Source organism: Pseudomonas sp. Z1-14 (assembly GCF_051132005.1).
Lineage (GTDB): Bacteria > Pseudomonadota > Gammaproteobacteria > Pseudomonadales > Pseudomonadaceae > Aquipseudomonas.
In genome coordinates, this window is sequence record NZ_CP071646.1 from 2682522 (window position 1) to 2699528 (window position 17007).

Genomic DNA, 17007 nt, shown 5'->3' on the forward strand with positions numbered 1-17007 from the left:
GCCACAGGCTCAGCCGCGACCCGACAGCACCTCCGTGATGCTGCGACGCTTGGCATGCCGCTCGCTGGCGTGGATCAATTGTTCGAGATCTTCGGGGGTTACGTCGAAGAATGGTTCCATTTCCTCAAGCGCAAGTTTCAAGTCTTCGGCGGTGATCGCCTGGCGATCAATGGGGGGATGGTCGGCGGGAATCACCGCTGCCGGCTCGCTGGCTCGCTTGGGATAGCGCACCCGCGTGAAATTGTTGTAGGCCAGCGCGAAGACGAGCAGGCCGGAGCCGGCCAGCATGGCGGCGCCAAGCGCCTGCCAATCGAGGGCGACGATGGATGCGTCTGCCAGCACCAGCGTCGCCGCCAAGGCGCCGGCCGGTGGATGCAGGCAACGCAGCCAGCACATCAGCACCAGTGCCATGCCGGCCGCCAGGCATGCGCTACCCAGCGTGCGGCCGAGCACATGGGCGACCAGCAACGCCACGACCGATGCGCACAGATAACCACCGAAGATCGACCAGGGTTGGGCCAGGGCACCCGATGACACGGCAAACAACAGCACGGCCGAGGCGCCGAGCGGGCCGATCAGGTGTTGCGCCACTTCAAGACCGAATACCTGGCCACAGAGCCAGACACTGAACATTGTTCCAAGGGCCATGCCGATGGCGGCGCGACTCCATTCGGTGGGGCGGGTATTGATAGCAGCGGGGAACCAGCGAGCAAGCATCAAGCGAACATCCAAAAAACGAACAAAAAAAGGGGCTTACGGGAGAATCCCTGAAAGCCCTTTAAGTGTTCCAACAATTGGGGGAGGAACGGTACACAGTGTGCCGCTCGCCAACCTTGCTTACAAATTCATATTAATGCTGGTTGAGTGCATTTATTTTGAAGCAAAGAACGTCAGGCACTTCTGGCTCGCGGCCACGACTGCTGCGCGATGGGTAATTCGCAGGATTGCCCCCGGCCCATCGGGAAATAGCTGAAGCCCCTGTCGGCCATGCGATCCGGGTCGTAGAGGTTGCGCCCGTCAAAAATCACCGGCGCCTTGAGGCGTTGCTGGATCAACTGGAAGTCCGGCGCCTTGAATGACTGCCATTCGGTGCAGATGATCAACGCGTCGGACCCGGCCAGCACCGATTCCGGTGTGCCCATGAGCATCAGTTTCGCTTCATTGGGATAGAGCAGCTGGGTCTGTTGCATGGCCTCCGGATCAAACGCCCGGACGCTGGCCCCGGCGGACCACAGCGCTTCCAACAGGGTGCGACTGGGCGCGTCGCGCATGTCGTCAGTGTTGGGCTTGAAGGCCAGGCCCCACAGCGCAAAGGTCTTGCCCCGCAGGTCACCCTGGTAGAAGGCCTGGATGCGTTCGAACAACTTGTGTTTCTGCCGCTGGTTGATGGTTTCCACCGCTTGCAGCAGATCGCTGGAGCAACGCGCCTGCTCGGCCGTGTGGATCAAGGCGCGCATGTCCTTGGGGAAACATGAACCGCCGTAGCCGCAGCCTGGGTAGATGAAGTGATAGCCGATGCGCGAGTCGGCGCCGATACCCTGGCGCACCGACTCGATGTCGGCGCCGAGGTGTTCGGCCAGTTCGGCGATCTGGTTGATGAAGCTGATCTTGGTCGCCAGCATGCCGTTGGCGGCATATTTGGTCAGCTCCGCGCTGCGCACGTCCATGAACAGGATCCGGTCGTGGTTGCGGTTGAACGGCGCATACAGGTCGCGCATGGTTTCGCGCACCTCCTCACGCTCGCAGCCGATCACGATGCGATCCGGGCGGCGGCAATCGGCGACCGCCGAGCCTTCCTTGAGAAATTCGGGGTTGGAGACGATATCGAACTGCAGCAGGCGACCGGCCTTGAGCAGGCATCGATCGATGTGCGCCCGCAGGATGTCGCCGGTGCCCACCGGCACGGTGGATTTCTCCACGACGACAATCGGTTGCTCGCGATGGCGGGCGACCGCGTCAACGACGGCGAGGACTTGGCGCAGATCCGCCGAGCCGTCCTCCCTGGAGGGGGTTCCCACGGCAATAAACAGGACCTGCCCATGCTGCACCGCAACCTGTTCATCACAGGTAAAGCGCAAACGCCCGGCTTCCAGCCCCTCGCGCACCAACGTCGCCAGGCCCGGTTCGAAAATGCTCACCTGGCCCTGACGCAGGAGCTCGATCTTCTGCTCATCGATGTCCATGCACACCACGTCATGACCGACCTCGGCCAACACGACGGCTTGCACCAATCCAACGTAACCACTGCCGAACACACTGATTTTCATGGCGGACTCCCTGGACCATCCCGAGCGGGCGCCGGCAGCGGTTCGCCGCGGCGTGCTCAGCCGAGAATAAGTCCGGGATGTTGCAGTTCACTGACAGTTCGCCGGGGCCTCACTTACCACCAACCGGTACGGCACCGGCAGTTGCCCCACGTAGTCGTCCACCACTTCCCGCGTCAGGCTGACGATGTCTTCAACCCGCTCCATGCCCGCGCCGGTCCGCCAACTAGCGACGATGTCCATCACCGACGGCAGCGGCACGCCGTCCACCAGCGTCAAGCTGCCCTGGTTCAATTCGCCTACCACCAGCGCCGCCGGCATGGCGCCGATACCAAAGCCATCACGAACCAGGCGGGTGATCGCCGAGGCGGAGTTCACGCAATTGATCCGCGGCGAGACGATGTTGGCCGAGTGCAGCATGTTCAGGAGGTCCTGGTGGGGCCGGGAGTTGCGCGAGAAGGTCACGATGCGCTCCTGGGACAGTTCGTCCAGCGATGCGTAGTGGCGGTCAAAGGATGAGCCGCTGCGCACCACCCAGTGCATCGGATAACGCGTCAGGAGCGCATTGCGCACGCTGTCGAGGCGCAGGATGTCGGTCTGGAAAATGATGTCCTGGTAGCCTTTCTCCAGTTGCGTGCACAGGTTGCTCGCGGTGTCGGCCGACAGTTCGATTTCCAGCGCCGGGTAGCATTCCATCAGGCGCGTGACCAACGGGCTGAGCCAGGTATGGATCACCGTGTCCATCGCGCCGATGCGAATCCGCCCGCGTACCTGGCGTGGGTCCTTGATCACGGCTTTCATGCTGTGCATGGTGTCCATGATGCGCTCGGCGTACTCCAGCACCCGCTGGCCTTCGGAAGTCAATGACACGCCCTTGGAATCACGCACGAACAGACGCACGCCCAACTCGTCTTCCAGGGCTGCAATCCGGCTGGAAATCGACGCCTGGGTGGTGAACAGCTTTTCCGCCGTGAGGCGAAAACTCTTCAGGCGGGCGACCCAGACGAAGGTTTCCAGAAACTTGATATTCATGGGCGGCGGCTCCTGAAACGGGCGGGGCAAGGTGTTGGATTGTCCGGGAGCGCCGGTGATCAACCGGTCCTGCAATCCCTGGACGAGAGGTATTGGACCACGTCTTCAAGCGTCCTTGAATCCGGCACCTCGCCGAGGACCGCAGCGGCGTCGCACCACGGATATTCCAGACCCGACACCCAGGCCATGACTTCCGTAAGCTCGGCTGCCGGCAGGGTCTTCATGTGTTCGATGGTTATCGTGAGCCCCTCGGACAGCCCGGACTCGGCGCTGAATCGCCAGTCGTAGCGGCCACAACCGACCCTGACCTCACCGTTGTGTTTGTCCGACATCGCGACCAACCATTTGCACTCGTAGGTGCGGACGTTGGCGTGAGGAGGGCTGCCCAGGCAGAACGTGTAGACGTTTTCGAACGCCTGGTTGAACCGGCTCACCAGTACGTCACCCATCGCGCCACGACCTGCGACATGCTCCGGGAAGGCGATGGAGCCGGTGCGGACCACCATGCCCAGGACTGCGTCCTGGATGAAGGCCTGGTCCAGCAGGTGAGGGCGGTTGCCGTCCTTGGCGCGGATGTAATGTTCGATTGATCGCTGCGGGCTGTTCATCAGATCTCCATTTCAGGTCGGGTATCACAACGCGCTGTTCAAAACGTCGGTCACCAGCATACAACCCGGTGCGTGGGTGATGCACAGCGGCGGTCGCGAAGCCTGCACCACCGATTGCGGCGTCACGCCACAGGCCCAGAACACCGGGACCTCGTCGGCTTCCACCGGCACTGCGTCGCCATAGTCCGGCGTGTCCAGGGAATCAATGCCGATCAGCGACGGATCACCGATGTGGACCGGGGCGCCATGGACGTTGGGCATGCGTCCGGTGATCTGGATCGCCTGGATCGCCGCGGCGGCCTTCATCGGGCGCATGCTCACGACCATTTTGCCAGACAGGCGCGCGGTGGGGCGCGTGTCGATGTTGGTGCGGAACATGGCAACGTTGCGCCCCAGGTCAATGTGCCTCAGGCGTATACCGGCCTCCAGCAGGGGTTGCTCGAACGAGAACGAGCAGCCGAGAGCGAAGGTCACCATGTCGTCCTGCCACAGGTGTTCGATGTCCATCGGCTCTTCGCTCAACTCGCCGTGACGAAAGACCCGATAGCGCGGTACTTCGTGGCGGATATCGATGGGCGCGCCGAGGTTGCGCAGGAACGGATCCCCCGGTTCGCTCACGTCCAGCACCGGACACGCCTGGCGGTTGAGCGTGCAGTAGCGCAGGAATTCGTCGGCCCAGTCACCCGGCAGGATCACGATGTTGGCTTGCACCCGGCCCTGGCCCAGGCCGCTGGTGTGGCCGTGGTAGCGACCGGCCGCGATGTTCTGGCGCAGGGCCTGGGGCGAACACTGTTGCAGTTGTTCGAATGTCAGGGCGGACGGCGGCATCGTGATATCTCCATTGGTTTTTTGTTAGAGCTCCTTTGTAGAAGCCCCGGACGACGGCGTCCAACAAGGAAAACTGGTACCCCCTGACAACAAAAAGTTATCCGACGCTCGAGGCAGCGAAGTCAGACCAGCTGCGACCCGGCATGCATCAGATTTTCTTATGCCCGAGCCGGCTTTTTTCCCGTTTGACGCTGTCCGGCGCCGGTGGGAAGAATCTGCCCCGACGTCAATGTGGTTCGCTTGAGCGATTGATATCCCGTGGCGAGGGAGCTTGCTCCCGCTTGAGCGCGAAGCGTTCATAAAATGGGTCTGCTGCGCAGCCCAGCGGGAGCAAGCTCCCTCGCCACGGGTTCATCGTCTCTCTTGCGAGAACGTCACGCCGCCTCCATGGGCGACGTTCAAGACACTGCCCCAAACAATAAGCGAGGCGCGCCAGCCGTCCCCGACGGGAACACTCGCGCCCATAAAAAAGGAGCACGCCATGTACCGTTTCATCGCTAATCACTTCAACCGTAAACCCGTGGGCACTTTACTCGGCCTCGGTCTGATGAGCGCGTCGAGTGCTCACGCCGATTTCATCAGCGACAGCAAAGCCAGCCTGGAAGCCCGCAACTTCTATTTCAACCGCGATTTTCGGCAGGAGGGCGCGCGGGACAAGGCCGAGGAGTGGGCGCAAGGCTTTCTGTTGCGCATCGAGTCGGGCTACACCGCCGGGACCTTGGGTTTCGGGCTGGATGCGTTGGCCATGGCCGGTTTCAAACTGGATTCGGGCGGCGGCACGGCAGGCACCAATCTGTTGCCGGCGGACTCGTCCGGGGGTTCCCAGGACCGCTACGGCGAACTTGGCCTGACCGCGAAGGCACGCTTGTCCAACAGCACCCTGAAAGTAGGCACCCTGCAAATCAAGGACCCGGTGGTCAATTCCAACGATACGCGCCTGCTGCCGGGAACCTTCAAGGGCGGGTTGTTGAGCGTGCAGGAAATCGACCGCCTGAAGCTGACCGCCGGGCAGCTTACACAGATCAACTTCGTCGACTCCACCCACTATCAGGACATGACGGCCAACCGCATTGGAGGCATCAGCGACCGCTTCCAGTTCGCCGGAGCGGACTACCAGTTCCTGCCGAATCTCACGGCGCAATACCGCTACGGCAAACTGGAGGACATCTACCAACAGAACTACCTGGGCTTGGTCCATAGCCTGGACTTGGGCGCGGGGCAATCATTGAAAAGCGACGTACGTTATTCCCGCAGCACCGAGGACGGCAGCTTCCGCGCTATCGACAACCAGGCGTTCGGCGCGATGTTCACCTATAGCCTCGATGGGCACGCGCTGGGCCTGGGTTACCAACGCATGAGCGGCGACGACCCATTTCCCTACATTTCGCGCAGCGATCCGTATCTGGTCAACTTTGTCCAGATCGGTGATTTTGCCAATGTCGACGAGCGCTCCTGGCAGGCCCGTTACGACTACAACTTTGCCGGCCTCGGCGTGCCGGGGCTGACGTTCATGACCCGCTACATCAGTGGCGACAACGTGCAACGCAGCGCGCCGGGTGAAGGCAAGGAATGGGAGCGCAACAGCGATATCGCCTACGTGATCCAGGACGGCACGTTGAAGGGGCTGGGGCTCAAATGGCGCAATGCCTCGGTGCGCTCGAACTTTGGCAATGACCTGGACGAAAATCGCCTGATCGTCAGTTACACGATGGCGCTGTGGTGACGGCGCGCCGGGCAGCCGTCAGGCCTTGACCCAGCGCTGGCGGCTCCAACCGCTCAGGGTATCGACAATGAACACCAGCAACAGCATGGCCAGGATCACCGTGCTGCCTTGGGCTTCCTGGAACAAACTGAGGCTCACATAGAGCATCTGGCCCAGGCCGCCGGCGCCGACGAAGCCCAGCACACTGGCCATACGAATGTTGTTCTCCCAGCGGTAGAGGGTGTAGGCGAGCAGCTGCGGCATCAGGTTGGGCAGGGTGCCGTAGCAGAAAGCCGCTAGCGCGCTGCCACCTTGCAAACGGATCGCATCGGCTGGCTGCGACGGGGTGTTTTCCAGCGCCTCGGCGAACAGCCGGCCGAGCACGCCGATGGTGTGCAGGGTCAGCGCCAGCGTACCGGCATTGGGGCCGAGCCCGGCGGCAAACACCATCAGCGCCGCCCACACCAGTTCCGGAACCGCGCGCAACGCGTTCAACACCAGGCGCGAGGCGCTTTGCAACGGCCAGCCAAGGCGCCCGGCGGCCGGCAGTGCCAGTGCCAGCCCCAGCACCGCCGCAAGCAATGTGCCGATGGCGGACATGGCGATGGTTTCCAGCGCGCCGTGGCCGATCGCCTTGAGGTACGCCGGGCTCAGGTCCGGACTGAGGAAGCGTTGCGCATAAGCGGTCATCTGCTTGAGGCTCGCGCTGTCTCCCAACGCGCCCAGGTCGATGCCCAGATAGCCGAACGAAGCGACGACTGCCGCACAAATGCCCAGCAGCAATAGCACGTTGAACAGCCGATTCACGCCAGTCTCCAGCGCAGCAGGCGGCTGAGCTGATCGGCGAACATCACCAGCACCAGGAAGGTCAGCAGCAGGCTGGCCACTTCACCGCCGGCGAACATGCGCAACGACAGGTCCATCTGCTGGCCCAGGCCACCCGCGCCGACAAAACCCATCACCACTGACGCGCGGATAGCGCATTCCCAGCGGTACACGGTGTACGACAGCAGCTCGGCGGCGACGTTGGGCAGGATCCCGTAGCAGAACGCCGCGAGCCGGCCGCTGCCGGCCTGCATCAAAGCGTGTGCCGGGCGCTGGTCGACCGATTCGAAGATTTCCGCGTAGACCTTGCCCAGCATGCCGCTGTAAGTGATGGCGATGGCCAGCACCCCGGCCGTCGGACCCAGGCCGACTGCGCGCACGAAGAGCAAGGCCCAGACGATTTCCGGCACGCTGCGCAGGAAGATCAACAGGCCGCGTACTGGCCAACGCAACCATTGGCCGAGGTTGCCAGGTTTGCCGGAGCGGTAGGCGGCCGACAAGGACAATGCGCGGCTGGCCAGCAGGCTGGCCGGGACCGCCACCAGCAGCGCCAGGGCCATGCCGGCGGTGGCAATCGCCAGTGTCTGCAGGGTGGCTTGCAGCAGCAGGTCGACAAACGTCTCGTCATGGGCCGGTGGCCAGAACGCCGCGACGAACCGGCCCATCTCACTCTGGCTGTCGCTGGCCAGCAGCACGCCGAGGTCGACCTCGCTGAACCGAATACCCGGCCACAGCAGGGCCAGGGCCAACAGGGTCAGGAGCAGGCGAGGGCGGGTGGCGGGGTCCCGGGCGTCACGCTTCAGCATCGCGGAATCTGCACGCTCGTAGGGAGTGGAGGGCTCGACATGGACTCCAACTGCTCGTTGGCATAAAGCGTGTCGAGCAGTTGGCGGTCGACCGCTTCGGTCGGCAAGTCGAATAGAATCTGCCCGTCACGCAGACCGATGATCCGGGAAAAATGCGCCAGCGCCAGCTCCACCGCGTGCAGGCTGGTGACCAGGGTCACGCGGTGCTCCCGGGCATGCTGGCAGAGCACCGCAAGTGTGTGCTCGGCCAACACCGGGTCCATCGCCGATACCGGCTCGTCCGCAAGTAATACCTCGGGCGCCTGGTACAACACGCGGGCAATGCCGACACGTTGCAGCTGGCCACCGGACAACTGCTGGCATTGCGCGAACAGCTTGTCGCCCAGGTCCAGCCGGGCCAACGCTGCCCGAGCCCCGGGAATGTCCAGCGGGTGCAGCAGGTTCAGCAGGCTCTTGCCCAGGCCCCACTGGCCGAGCTTGCCGGCCAGCACTGCGGTGACCACCCGTAGGCGCGGCGGCAGGGGAGGCGCCTGGTGGACCAGGCCGATGCGCGCGCGCAGACGCTGCCGCCGGCGCGCGGACAATTGCCAGACTGGCTCGCCCAGTACCTGTACCTCACCAGCGCCCGGCCGCAGGGCGGTTGCGAGCACATTGAGCAGGCTCGACTTGCCCGCGCCGGACGGGCCGATGATGGCGACCTGTTCCCCCACGCCAATGTGCAGATCCACGCCACGCAGCGCCTGTGCACCGTTGGCGTGGATGACGCTGGCTCGGGTCAGACGTAATGTCATTTCAGCAGTTCGGCGGCGCGTGCGGCTTCTTCGATGCCTTTGTAGTTCTCGGGCTTGGTCTCGATGAAGCGGCTGGCGGCCTGCAGATCAAGGATTTCCTTGTCCTTCGGGTTCGCCGGATCGAGGTCCAGGAACGCCGCCTTGATCTTCGCCGCCAGCGCCGGGTCGAGCGTGCCGCGCACGGTCCAGTTGTAATCGAAGTAGGCCGGGGTAGTCGCGAACACCTTGACCTTGCTGGTGTCGACCTTGCCGGCCGCCACCAGTTTGTCCCAGACGCTGGCGTTGAGCACACCGGCATCGACCTTGCCCGCCTGGACCCAGGCGGCCGTCGCATCATGGGCGCCCGAGTAGCCGACGCGGCTGAAATAGGTTTCCGGCTTGATGCCGTCCTTGAGCATGAAATAACGCGGCATCAGGCTGCCGGAGGTGGAAGAGATCGAACCGAAGGCAAAGCTTTTGCCCTTGAGGTCGGCCAGGGATTTGACCGCAGGGTCGGCGCTGATGAATTTACTGGTGAACTGGGCATCCTGTTCGCGCTGCACCAGCGGAATGGCGTTACCCGTCTTCAGGCGGGCCTGCACGAAGGTGAAACCGCCCAGCCAGGCCAGGTCGATCCGGTCGGTGGCCAGCGCCTCGACCACGGCGGGGTAATCGCTCACCGGTACGAACTCGACTTTCATGCCGATTTTCTGCTCCAGGTACGCCCCCAGCGGCTTGAACTTGCGCAGCAGTTCGGTCGGCGCTTCATCGGGGATCGCGCTGACCTTCAAGGTGTCGGCCGCCTGCGTCAGAAGGGAGCTCAGGGACAGGGTCAAACCGACGGCCAGTGCCAGGGTACGCTTGAGCATGTAAATCTCCGGTGCATGTAGGGCGTGAGTGTTCAAGCGCCAGGCACGCGTTGAGGAGCCGCGTTGGCCTGGCGCATTGTGAGGGTAGACGAACAGGTGCAATCTTGATCGTTTCTGCCGACCAGGTAAATCCTGGCCCGTTTCGATGCCGGGATGCTACAAGGTCAACGCCGCGATGCAAGCGTAATGCTGTTCAACCAAGGCAATCGACAAACCCGTGGCGAGGGAGCTTGCTCCCGTTGGGCCGCGAAGCGGCCCCAAAACCTGCCAGATCGGAGTATCAGACACACCGCACCCGGCGCTTTACGACTGCTTCGCAGCCGAGCGGGAGCAAGCTCCCTCGCCACAAATAGATCATTTTTCTTGAGTAGATTGTCCCGTCAACTTTCTGGAGCGTCACAACATGCTCAGCGCCGAGCTGAAGTCTTTCCACATGGTCGCTCGCCTGGCCAGCGTCACCCAGGCGGCCAAGAAGCTCGGGCTCAGCCAGCCGACGGTGACCACGCAGATCCGCAGCCTGGAAGCCCAGTATGGAGTCGAACTGTTCTATCGCGGCGGGCGCCGCCTGACACTCAGTGACCAGGGCGCGCAGCTGTTGCCGATGGTGCAGAAACTGCTGCAGCAGGAGGCCGACATCGAGTTCTTCCTGCGCAACAGCGGCCAGGTGCAAGGCACGTTGCGCATCGGTGCCACCGCGCCGTATTACGTGCTGGATATCATCAAGGCTTTTCGCGAGCAGTTTGCGCTGTGCGAAGTGACCCTGGAAATCGGCAACTCACTGCAGGTCATCGAGGCGCTGGAAGAGTACCGCGTGGACCTGGCCGCGTCCTCGCAACTGGTCGAGGATGCGCGCCTGACCCGGCTGGTGCTGGGGCACGATCCGCTGGTACTGGCGGTACATCGCGAGCACCCATTGGCCAGCCACGACCGGGTCGCGCCGAGCGCCCTGGCCGGGCATTGCCTGCTGATGCGCGAAACCGGCTCCACCACCCGCGCGCTCACCACAACGCTGCTGCGCGAGGCCGGGGTGGCGACCGGGCCGCTGCTGGAGATCGGCAGTCGCGAGTCGATTCGCGAAGCGGTCCTGCGCAACATCGGCATCAGCATCATCGCCCGTCACGAGGTGCCGGAGAATCCACAGCTCAAGGTGGTCGAGCTGGAAGGCGCGCCGCTGATCGCCGAGTATCTGTACTGCCTCAAGGAGCGCCGCCAGGCCCGGCTGCCGTCGGCATTCCTCGGCCTGGCACGAGAGACCAGCGCATCCTGAATTCGCTACACAAATCCACCGATGCCACTATCGGCAGCTTTTAGCCAACTGCAATCAAGCCTTCGTACTGCCTGCCTACCATGACCCTCGTCGAGCTGACAGCTCATCGAGGTTATGTCATGACAAGAACACCTACCGTAGACCTGCAGATACGCGACATCCATAAAGGCTTCGGCGCCTTCAAGGCGTTGGACGGGGTATCGCTGGAAATCGCCGCCGGTGAGCTGGTGTGCCTGCTTGGGCCTTCCGGCTGCGGCAAGACCACTTTGTTGCGCTGCATAGCGGGCCTGGAACGGCAAGACCGCGGCACGATCATGATCGGTGCGCGGGATGTCTCCGCCCTGGCACCGCAGGCTCGCGACTACGGCATTCTGTTCCAGTCCTACGCACTGTTTCCCAACCTGACCGTGGAGCAGAACATCGGCTACGGATTGGCGGGCAACCACCGCGAGACGATCCGCAGCCGGGTCGGCGAGATGCTGGAACTGGTAGGGCTGCGTGGCAGCGAGAAAAAATATCCCGGCCAGCTCTCCGGCGGCCAGCAGCAGCGGGTGGCGTTGGCTCGCGCCCTGGCTCCGGCGCCCTCGCTGTTGCTGCTCGATGAACCGATGTCGGCCCTCGATGCCCGGGTGCGCGAGCACCTGTGCGGCGAGTTGCGTCAGCTGCAGAAACGCCTGGGCATCACCACGTTGATGGTCACCCACAACCAGGACGAGGCGATGCTGATGGCCGATCGCATCGCGGTGATCAATCAGGGCCGCGTCGAACAGTTCGCCAGTGCGCAACAGATCTACCGCGCGCCGGCGAGCGCCTTTGTGGCTGATTTCGTCGGCCAGGGCAACTGGCTGCCTTTCGAGCGCGGGCACGACGGACAGGTTCGCGTCGGCGGGCTCAGCCTCAGCGTGGAGAGCGCTGACGTGGGGCGCAGCGGTCGACTCTTCTGCCGTCCGGAAGCCATACGGATCAATCCGTCGACGCCCGAAGCCAACCTGTTCGATGCGCAGTTGCGCGAACTGACCTACCTCGGCAACCGTTGTCGCCTGAGCTTCCAGCTGGACGCATTGCCCGGCCACACCCTGCTCGCCGAGCTGGAGCCGCGGGCCATGCCCGGGTTGCCCCAGGCGCGGCTGAAAATCGCGCTGCCGGCCCACAGCCTGCAGGTGTTCAATTGATATGCAAAACACGATGATCCTCAAGCCGACCGCAGTGCAGGCACCTCAGATGCCCGGTGACCTGGCAGACCGATTGTTCATACGCGGCGGTCAATGGCTGCTGCTGGTGTTGCTGGTGCTGGCGGTATTGCTGCCATTGCTCGCCATGCTGTGGCGCGCCTTCAGCGGTGATGCCAGCCAGGGCGGAGGCCTGCAAGGGGCGTTGACGCTGCTGGCCAGTGCGAATTTCCGCTGGCTGCTGGGCAACAGCCTGACGGTTTCAATGACCGTCGCGCTTATCGTCGTGCCGCTGGCCTATGCGTTCGCCTACGCATTGCAGCGCACCTGCATCGTGGCAAAGCCGCTGTGGCGGGGCCTTTCGCTGCTGCCGCTGCTGGCTCCCTCGATGCTGCCCGGCATTGCGCTGATCTATCTGTTCGGCAACCAGGGGCTGCTGCGCGATTTCAGCGCCGGCAACATCTATGGTTTCTGGGGCATTGTCCTGGGGCAGGCGATCTACACCTTTCCTCATGCCATGATGGTGCTGATGTCGGCGCTGGCGCTGGCGGACGCACGGCTGTTCGACGCGGCCTCAAGCATGGGCGCCTCGCCATGGCGGGCATTTCGCACCATCACCTGGCCCGGCAGCCGGCAAGGGGTGTTCGCGGCTTTCTGCCTGGTGTTCACCTTGTGCATCACCGACTTCGGCGTGCCGGTCACGGTCGGCGGCGACTATCAGGTGCTGGCGCTGGAAGCCTACAAGTCTGTCGTTGGCCAGCAGCAGTTTGGTCGCGGCGCGCTGATCGGCATGATTCTGCTGCTGCCCGCATTGCTCAGTTTCGCCGTGGACATGTGGCTGCGCCGTACTCAACGCGAAGCCATGGGCGGCCGCGCCCAGGTGTATCGCCCGCAACCGTCGCGGGGGCGGGATGCAGCGTTTCTGAGCGTCACGGCACTGATCGGCGGCGTTCTGCTCGGCGTGTTCGGCATGGCAGTGTACGCATCGCTCGTGCAGTTCTGGCCGTACGACCTGTCCCTGTCCCTGGACAACTATGCCTTCTCCGAACTGCCCGGCGGTTGGCTGGCCTATCGCAACAGCCTGCTGCTGGCGGTGTGCAGCGCGGTGTTCGGCAGCCTGGCGATCTTCACCGGTGCCTACCTGATCGAGAAGACCCGGCAGAGCGCATTGACGCGCACCCTGCGGCTGCTCAGCTTCGTCCCGATGGCCGTGCCCGGGCTGGTGCTGGGCCTGGGCTACGTGTTCTTTTTCAATCTGCCGGGCAATCCGCTCGGCAGCCTCTACGGCAGCCTGGCTTTGTTGGTGGTCTGTACGGTCGCGCACTTCCTGACCATCGCGCATATGACGGCCAGTACCGCCTTGCGCCAGCTCGACGATGAGTTCGAGGCCGCCGCCCTGGCGCTGAAAGTCCCGCTGGTTCGCCACTTCCTGCGGGTGACGCTGCCCATTTGCCTGCCGGCGTTGCTCGACATCGTTCGTTATCTGTTCGTGTCGGCGATGACCACGGTCTCAGCGGCGATTTTTCTCTACAGCCCTGACAGCGTTCTGGCTGCGGTGGCCGTGCTGAACATGGACGACGCCGGCAACGTCGGCGGGGCCGCCGCGATGGCGACGCTGATCCTGCTGACCTCGGCCAGCGTATCGCTGCTGCTGGCAATGCTGTCGCGCCGCCTGCTGCGCCGCTCCCAGGCCTGGCGCCAGCCGGCGCCGGGCCTTTGAACAACTCCTGGAGACTCTGATGCACTACCAAACACCAACTCGCCTGCAGGCAGCGATTCTCGATTGGGCCGGGACCGTGGTGGACTTCGGTTCGTTCGCGCCGACACGGATCTTCGTCGAAGCCTTTGCCAGCTTCGACATCGAGATCAGCCTGGAGGAAGCCCGTGGCCCGATGGGCATGGGCAAATGGGACCATATCCGCACCTTGTGCAACCAACCGGCCGTGGCGGAGCGGTTTGCGCGCCGGTTCGGGCGCGCACCGAGCGATGACGACGTGACTGCTATCTATGAGCGCTTCATGCCGCTGCAGATCGCCAGGGTCGCCGACCACTCGGACCTGATTCCCGGCGCACTGGAGAGCATCGCCGCACTGCGCCAGCGCGGCCTCAGGATCGGCAGTTGCTCAGGCTATCCGCGGCAGGTGATGGACAAGGTTGTCGAACTGGCCGCCGCCAAGGGTTACAACCCCGATCATGTGGTCGCCACCGACGACGTGCCCAAAGGCCGGCCAAGCCCGGCGCAGGCATTGGCCAACGTGATCGCCCTGGGCCTGGACGATGTCGCCGCCTGCGTGAAAGTCGATGACACCGAGCCCGGCATCCTCGAAGGCCGCAGGGCAGGGATGTGGACCGTGGCATTGAGGTTTTCCGGCAATTTTCTCGGCCTCGACTGGGAGCAGTTCCAGGCTCTGTCGGCGCCGCAGTTGGCGGCCGAGCGCGAGCGCATCGACGGCTTGTTTGCCGCAAGCCGTCCGCATTACCTGATCGACACGATTGCCGAACTGCCCGCCGTGATCGACCACATCAACACGCAACTGGCCCGCGGCGTATTGCCGTCCCATTCCTGAAAAACTTCACTGACTGACACGGAGCCGTACCATGTCCAAACGCACTGCCTGGGCCGCCGGCCTGCTTGCCGCCTGTGTTCTGCAGGCCCATGCCAATACCGAACTGACCGTCTACACGGCCCTCGAAGTCGAGCAGCTCAAGGCCTACAAACAGGCCTTCGAGCAGCAAAACCCGGACATCGAGATCAAGTGGGTGCGCGATTCCACCGGCATCGTCACCGCCAAGCTGCTGGCGGAAAAGGATCGCCCCCAAGCCGATGCGGTCTGGGGTCTGGCAGGCTCGAGCCTGGCGATTCTCAAGCAGCAGGGCCTGCTGGACGCCTACAGCCCGGCGAACCTCGGCCTGATTTCCGCCCAATACCGCGACGCCGACACGCCGCCCACCTGGGTCGGCATGGACGTCTGGGCCGCCGCCATCTGCTTCAATACGGTGGAGGCGCAAAAGCTCGGCCTGCCCAAGCCCACCCGCTGGGAAGACCTTGCCAACCCCGTGTACCAAGGCAAGATCGTCATGCCCAATCCGGCGTCGTCCGGCACCGGTTACCTGGACGTCAGTGCCTGGCTGCAGACCTTCGGCGAGACCAAGGGCTGGGCCTACATGGACAAGTTGCACGCCAATATTGGCCAGTACACACACTCCGGCTCCAAGCCCTGCAAGCTGGCCGCCGCCGGCGAGTTCCCCATCGGTATTTCGTTCGAATACCCAGCCATCCAGCTCAAGCGCAAAGGCGCGCCGCTGGACATCGTCCTGCCTGCCGAAGGCCTGGGCTGGGAAATCGAAGCCACCGCCATTATCAAAGGCACGCCGAAGCTGGCGGCTGCCAGAAAGCTCGCTGACTTCTCCGCCAGCTCCGAGGCGATGCAGTTATACAAAGCGAACTTCGCGGTCCTGGCGCAACCGGGCATCGCCGAACGCCTGCCGGAGCTGCCGACGGACTACGAACAACGCTTGATCCGCAATGATTTCGCCTGGGCGTCGGAGAACCGCGACAAGGTGCTGGCCGAGTGGCGCAAGCGTTACGACGGCAAGTCCGAGCCGGTCGCCAAATAAGCTCTGTTCTGTATTGTTCACAGGCTCGGCTGTGTCGAGCCGGGCCTTATCCGTTGATGGTTTTCAAGGAGTTTTCATGTCTGAGCACGACTGTGACCTGCTGATTGTAGGCGCCGGCATTCTCGGCCTGGCCCACGCCTGGGCTGGCGCCAGGCGCGGCCTCAAGGTCAAGGTGTTCGAGCGTAGCCATACGCCCCTGGGCGCCTCGGTACGCAACTTCGGGCAGGCCCTGGTCGGCGGCCAGGCGCCGGGTGTCATGCTCGACCTGGCACGCCAGGCGAACGGTTTGTGGAAAACGCTGGGCCAGGCTGCCGGGCTGCACATGCATCAGCAAGGCTCGCTGCTGTTCGCCCGTACGGAAGCCGAAGAAGCTCTGCTCGAAGCGTTCGTGAGCGGGCGGGGCGCAGCATTGGGTTATCGCACCGAGCTGTTGCGTGGCGAGGCGTTGGCGGCGCTTTACGATGGCCGTTTTGCCCATCACCGCGCGGCATTGCTCGGCCTCGACGACCAACAGTTGTATTCCCGCGAGGCACTGCCGCAGATCGTCGATTACCTGGCCCGGGCATTGGGCGTCGAATTCCATTTTTCGACGCTGGTCCGCAATGTCGAACCCCACCGTGCGCTCACCAGCGCCGGACGCTTTACCGCGCGGCACATTGTGGTGTGCTCGGGCCATGACTATCAGACGCTGCTGGCCGAGCAAATCGCCGGGCTCAACCCGCAAGTGTGCGGCTTGCAAATGCTCCGCGTACGGCCGCGCCAGCCCCTGGCGTTACGCCACGCGTTGCTCACGGGGCTGAGCTGCGTGCACTACGGCGCCTTTGCCGACCTGCCTGAAGCGCAGGCCATCCGCACGCAGATCCGCACGCACCAGCCAGAGCTCGAAGCCCATGGCATCCATCTGCTCATCAGTCCAACCCCCCACGGTGACCTGATCATCGGCGACTCCCATGTCTATGGCAGCGACATTTCACCGTTCAACGCCGAGCAGGTTGACCGTATCCTGATTGACCTGGCGCAGCACACCCTGGGCGGCGAGGTCGATGTACTGGAACGCTGGCAGGGTGTGTATGGCGCGCGGGGACCGGGACCTTTCAGCGTGTTTTCGGCTGCGCAGGGCGTCACGGCAGTGCTGATGCATACCGGCTTGGGCATGAGCGTGGGACTGGCGCTGGGCGAACGGACGATCGCCGCAGCGCTGGGGGAGGGGCCGTGGCAAAGCTCGGCGGCTTGACGTCGCCGAGGAGGG

The 17007-nt window shown here is 63.6% G+C and carries 16 protein-coding genes; 7 read left to right on the plus strand and 9 right to left on the minus strand.

Annotation, left to right across the window (positions count from 1 at the left end; translation table 11 throughout):
* Positions 1-9: 9 nt before the first annotated feature.
* The 5 genes from J3P89_RS12230 to J3P89_RS12250 form a co-directional block, all read right to left on the minus strand.
* On the minus strand, positions 10-717 hold the full coding sequence (locus J3P89_RS12230) for an HPP family protein (RefSeq protein ID WP_434697677.1): 708 nt from the start codon (positions 715-717) through the stop codon (positions 10-12).
* A 173-nt stretch (positions 718-890) separates the two neighbouring features.
* Positions 891-2267, minus strand: coding sequence for a UDP-glucose dehydrogenase family protein (locus J3P89_RS12235; protein WP_434697678.1), 1377 nt, complete (start codon positions 2265-2267; stop codon positions 891-893).
* Between the two features lie 87 nt (positions 2268-2354).
* On the minus strand, positions 2355-3296 hold the full coding sequence (locus J3P89_RS12240) for a LysR family transcriptional regulator (protein WP_434697679.1): 942 nt from the start codon (positions 3294-3296) through the stop codon (positions 2355-2357).
* A gap of 59 nt (positions 3297-3355) precedes the next feature.
* Positions 3356-3904, minus strand: a complete 549-nt coding sequence (locus J3P89_RS12245) for a hypothetical protein (RefSeq protein WP_434697680.1) — start codon at positions 3902-3904, stop codon at positions 3356-3358.
* Positions 3905-3928: 24 nt separating this feature from the next.
* A complete protein-coding gene (locus J3P89_RS12250; protein ID WP_434697681.1) occupies positions 3929-4732 on the minus strand; it encodes a putative hydro-lyase in 804 nt (267 codons plus the stop codon).
* A 481-nt stretch (positions 4733-5213) separates the two neighbouring features.
* Between J3P89_RS12250 and J3P89_RS12255 the strand changes: the two genes are divergently transcribed.
* Positions 5214-6455: an OprD family porin gene (locus J3P89_RS12255; RefSeq protein WP_434697682.1), complete on the plus strand. Its 1242-nt coding sequence runs from the start codon at positions 5214-5216 to the stop codon at positions 6453-6455.
* 18 nt (positions 6456-6473) lie between these two features.
* Here the strand turns inward: J3P89_RS12255 and phnE are convergent, their stop codons facing one another.
* From phnE to J3P89_RS12275, 4 genes are read right to left on the minus strand one after another with little or no spacing between them, the layout of a single operon-like run.
* Complete coding sequence (gene phnE, locus J3P89_RS12260) at positions 6474-7241, minus strand: phosphonate ABC transporter, permease protein PhnE (RefSeq protein ID WP_434697683.1); 768 nt, start codon at positions 7239-7241, stop codon at positions 6474-6476.
* Positions 7238-8065: a PhnE/PtxC family ABC transporter permease gene (locus J3P89_RS12265; RefSeq protein ID WP_434697684.1), complete on the minus strand. Its 828-nt coding sequence runs from the start codon at positions 8063-8065 to the stop codon at positions 7238-7240. The genes phnE and J3P89_RS12265 overlap by 4 nt, the downstream gene beginning before the upstream one ends.
* Entirely contained in the window at positions 8059-8856 is a 798-nt protein-coding gene (locus tag J3P89_RS12270) for a phosphonate ABC transporter ATP-binding protein (protein ID WP_434697685.1), read from the minus strand. The genes J3P89_RS12265 and J3P89_RS12270 overlap by 7 nt, the downstream gene beginning before the upstream one ends.
* Entirely contained in the window at positions 8853-9704 is an 852-nt protein-coding gene (locus J3P89_RS12275; RefSeq protein WP_434568378.1) for a putative selenate ABC transporter substrate-binding protein, read from the minus strand. The genes J3P89_RS12270 and J3P89_RS12275 overlap by 4 nt, the downstream gene beginning before the upstream one ends.
* 403 nt (positions 9705-10107) lie before the next feature.
* On the opposite strand from J3P89_RS12275, the gene J3P89_RS12280 reads away from it, so the two are divergent.
* The 6 genes from J3P89_RS12280 (at position 10108) to J3P89_RS12305 (ending at position 16992) form a co-directional block, all read left to right on the plus strand.
* The gene (locus J3P89_RS12280) at positions 10108-10971 is read left to right on the plus strand and encodes a LysR substrate-binding domain-containing protein (RefSeq protein ID WP_434568379.1); all 864 of its coding nucleotides are present in this window, start codon (positions 10108-10110) and stop codon (positions 10969-10971) included.
* A gap of 119 nt (positions 10972-11090) precedes the next feature.
* Positions 11091-12143: a putative 2-aminoethylphosphonate ABC transporter ATP-binding protein gene (locus J3P89_RS12285; RefSeq protein ID WP_434697686.1), complete on the plus strand. Its 1053-nt coding sequence runs from the start codon at positions 11091-11093 to the stop codon at positions 12141-12143.
* 13 nt (positions 12144-12156) lie between these two features.
* Entirely contained in the window at positions 12157-13860 is a 1704-nt protein-coding gene (locus J3P89_RS12290; RefSeq protein ID WP_434697979.1) for a putative 2-aminoethylphosphonate ABC transporter permease subunit, read from the plus strand.
* Positions 13861-13879: 19 nt separating this feature from the next.
* Positions 13880-14707: a phosphonoacetaldehyde hydrolase gene (gene phnX, locus J3P89_RS12295; RefSeq protein ID WP_434697687.1), complete on the plus strand. Its 828-nt coding sequence runs from the start codon at positions 13880-13882 to the stop codon at positions 14705-14707.
* A gap of 31 nt (positions 14708-14738) precedes the next feature.
* Entirely contained in the window at positions 14739-15758 is a 1020-nt protein-coding gene (locus tag J3P89_RS12300; protein WP_434697688.1) for a putative 2-aminoethylphosphonate ABC transporter substrate-binding protein, read from the plus strand.
* Positions 15759-15834: 76 nt separating this feature from the next.
* Positions 15835-16992 (plus strand): TIGR03364 family FAD-dependent oxidoreductase, encoded by a 1158-nt coding sequence (locus tag J3P89_RS12305; RefSeq protein ID WP_434697689.1) that lies wholly within the window; start codon positions 15835-15837, stop codon positions 16990-16992.
* Positions 16993-17007: the final 15 nt, after the last annotated feature.

Bases quoted from the DNA above. Each gene is read 5' to 3' on its own strand.
- J3P89_RS12230 (WP_434697677.1), bottom strand. From the start codon at position 717: ATGCTTGCTCGCTGGTTCCCCGCTGCTATCAATACCCGCCCCACCGAA.
- J3P89_RS12235 (WP_434697678.1), bottom strand. From the start codon at position 2,267: ATGAAAATCAGTGTGTTCGGCAGTGGTTACGTTGGATTGGTGCAAGCC.
- J3P89_RS12240 (WP_434697679.1), bottom strand. From the start codon at position 3,296: ATGAATATCAAGTTTCTGGAAACCTTCGTCTGGGTCGCCCGCCTGAAG.
- J3P89_RS12245 (WP_434697680.1), bottom strand. From the start codon at position 3,904: ATGAACAGCCCGCAGCGATCAATCGAACATTACATCCGCGCCAAGGAC.
- J3P89_RS12250 (WP_434697681.1), bottom strand. From the start codon at position 4,732: ATGCCGCCGTCCGCCCTGACATTCGAACAACTGCAACAGTGTTCGCCC.
- J3P89_RS12255 (WP_434697682.1), top strand. From the start codon at position 5,214: ATGTACCGTTTCATCGCTAATCACTTCAACCGTAAACCCGTGGGCACT.
- J3P89_RS12265 (WP_434697684.1), bottom strand. From the start codon at position 8,065: ATGCTGAAGCGTGACGCCCGGGACCCCGCCACCCGCCCTCGCCTGCTC.
- J3P89_RS12270 (WP_434697685.1), bottom strand. From the start codon at position 8,856: ATGACATTACGTCTGACCCGAGCCAGCGTCATCCACGCCAACGGTGCA.
- J3P89_RS12275 (WP_434568378.1), bottom strand. From the start codon at position 9,704: ATGCTCAAGCGTACCCTGGCACTGGCCGTCGGTTTGACCCTGTCCCTG.
- J3P89_RS12280 (WP_434568379.1), top strand. From the start codon at position 10,108: ATGCTCAGCGCCGAGCTGAAGTCTTTCCACATGGTCGCTCGCCTGGCC.
- J3P89_RS12285 (WP_434697686.1), top strand. From the start codon at position 11,091: ATGACAAGAACACCTACCGTAGACCTGCAGATACGCGACATCCATAAA.
- J3P89_RS12290 (WP_434697979.1), top strand. From the start codon at position 12,157: ATGATCCTCAAGCCGACCGCAGTGCAGGCACCTCAGATGCCCGGTGAC.
- phnX (WP_434697687.1), top strand. From the start codon at position 13,880: ATGCACTACCAAACACCAACTCGCCTGCAGGCAGCGATTCTCGATTGG.
- J3P89_RS12300 (WP_434697688.1), top strand. From the start codon at position 14,739: ATGTCCAAACGCACTGCCTGGGCCGCCGGCCTGCTTGCCGCCTGTGTT.
- J3P89_RS12305 (WP_434697689.1), top strand. From the start codon at position 15,835: ATGTCTGAGCACGACTGTGACCTGCTGATTGTAGGCGCCGGCATTCTC.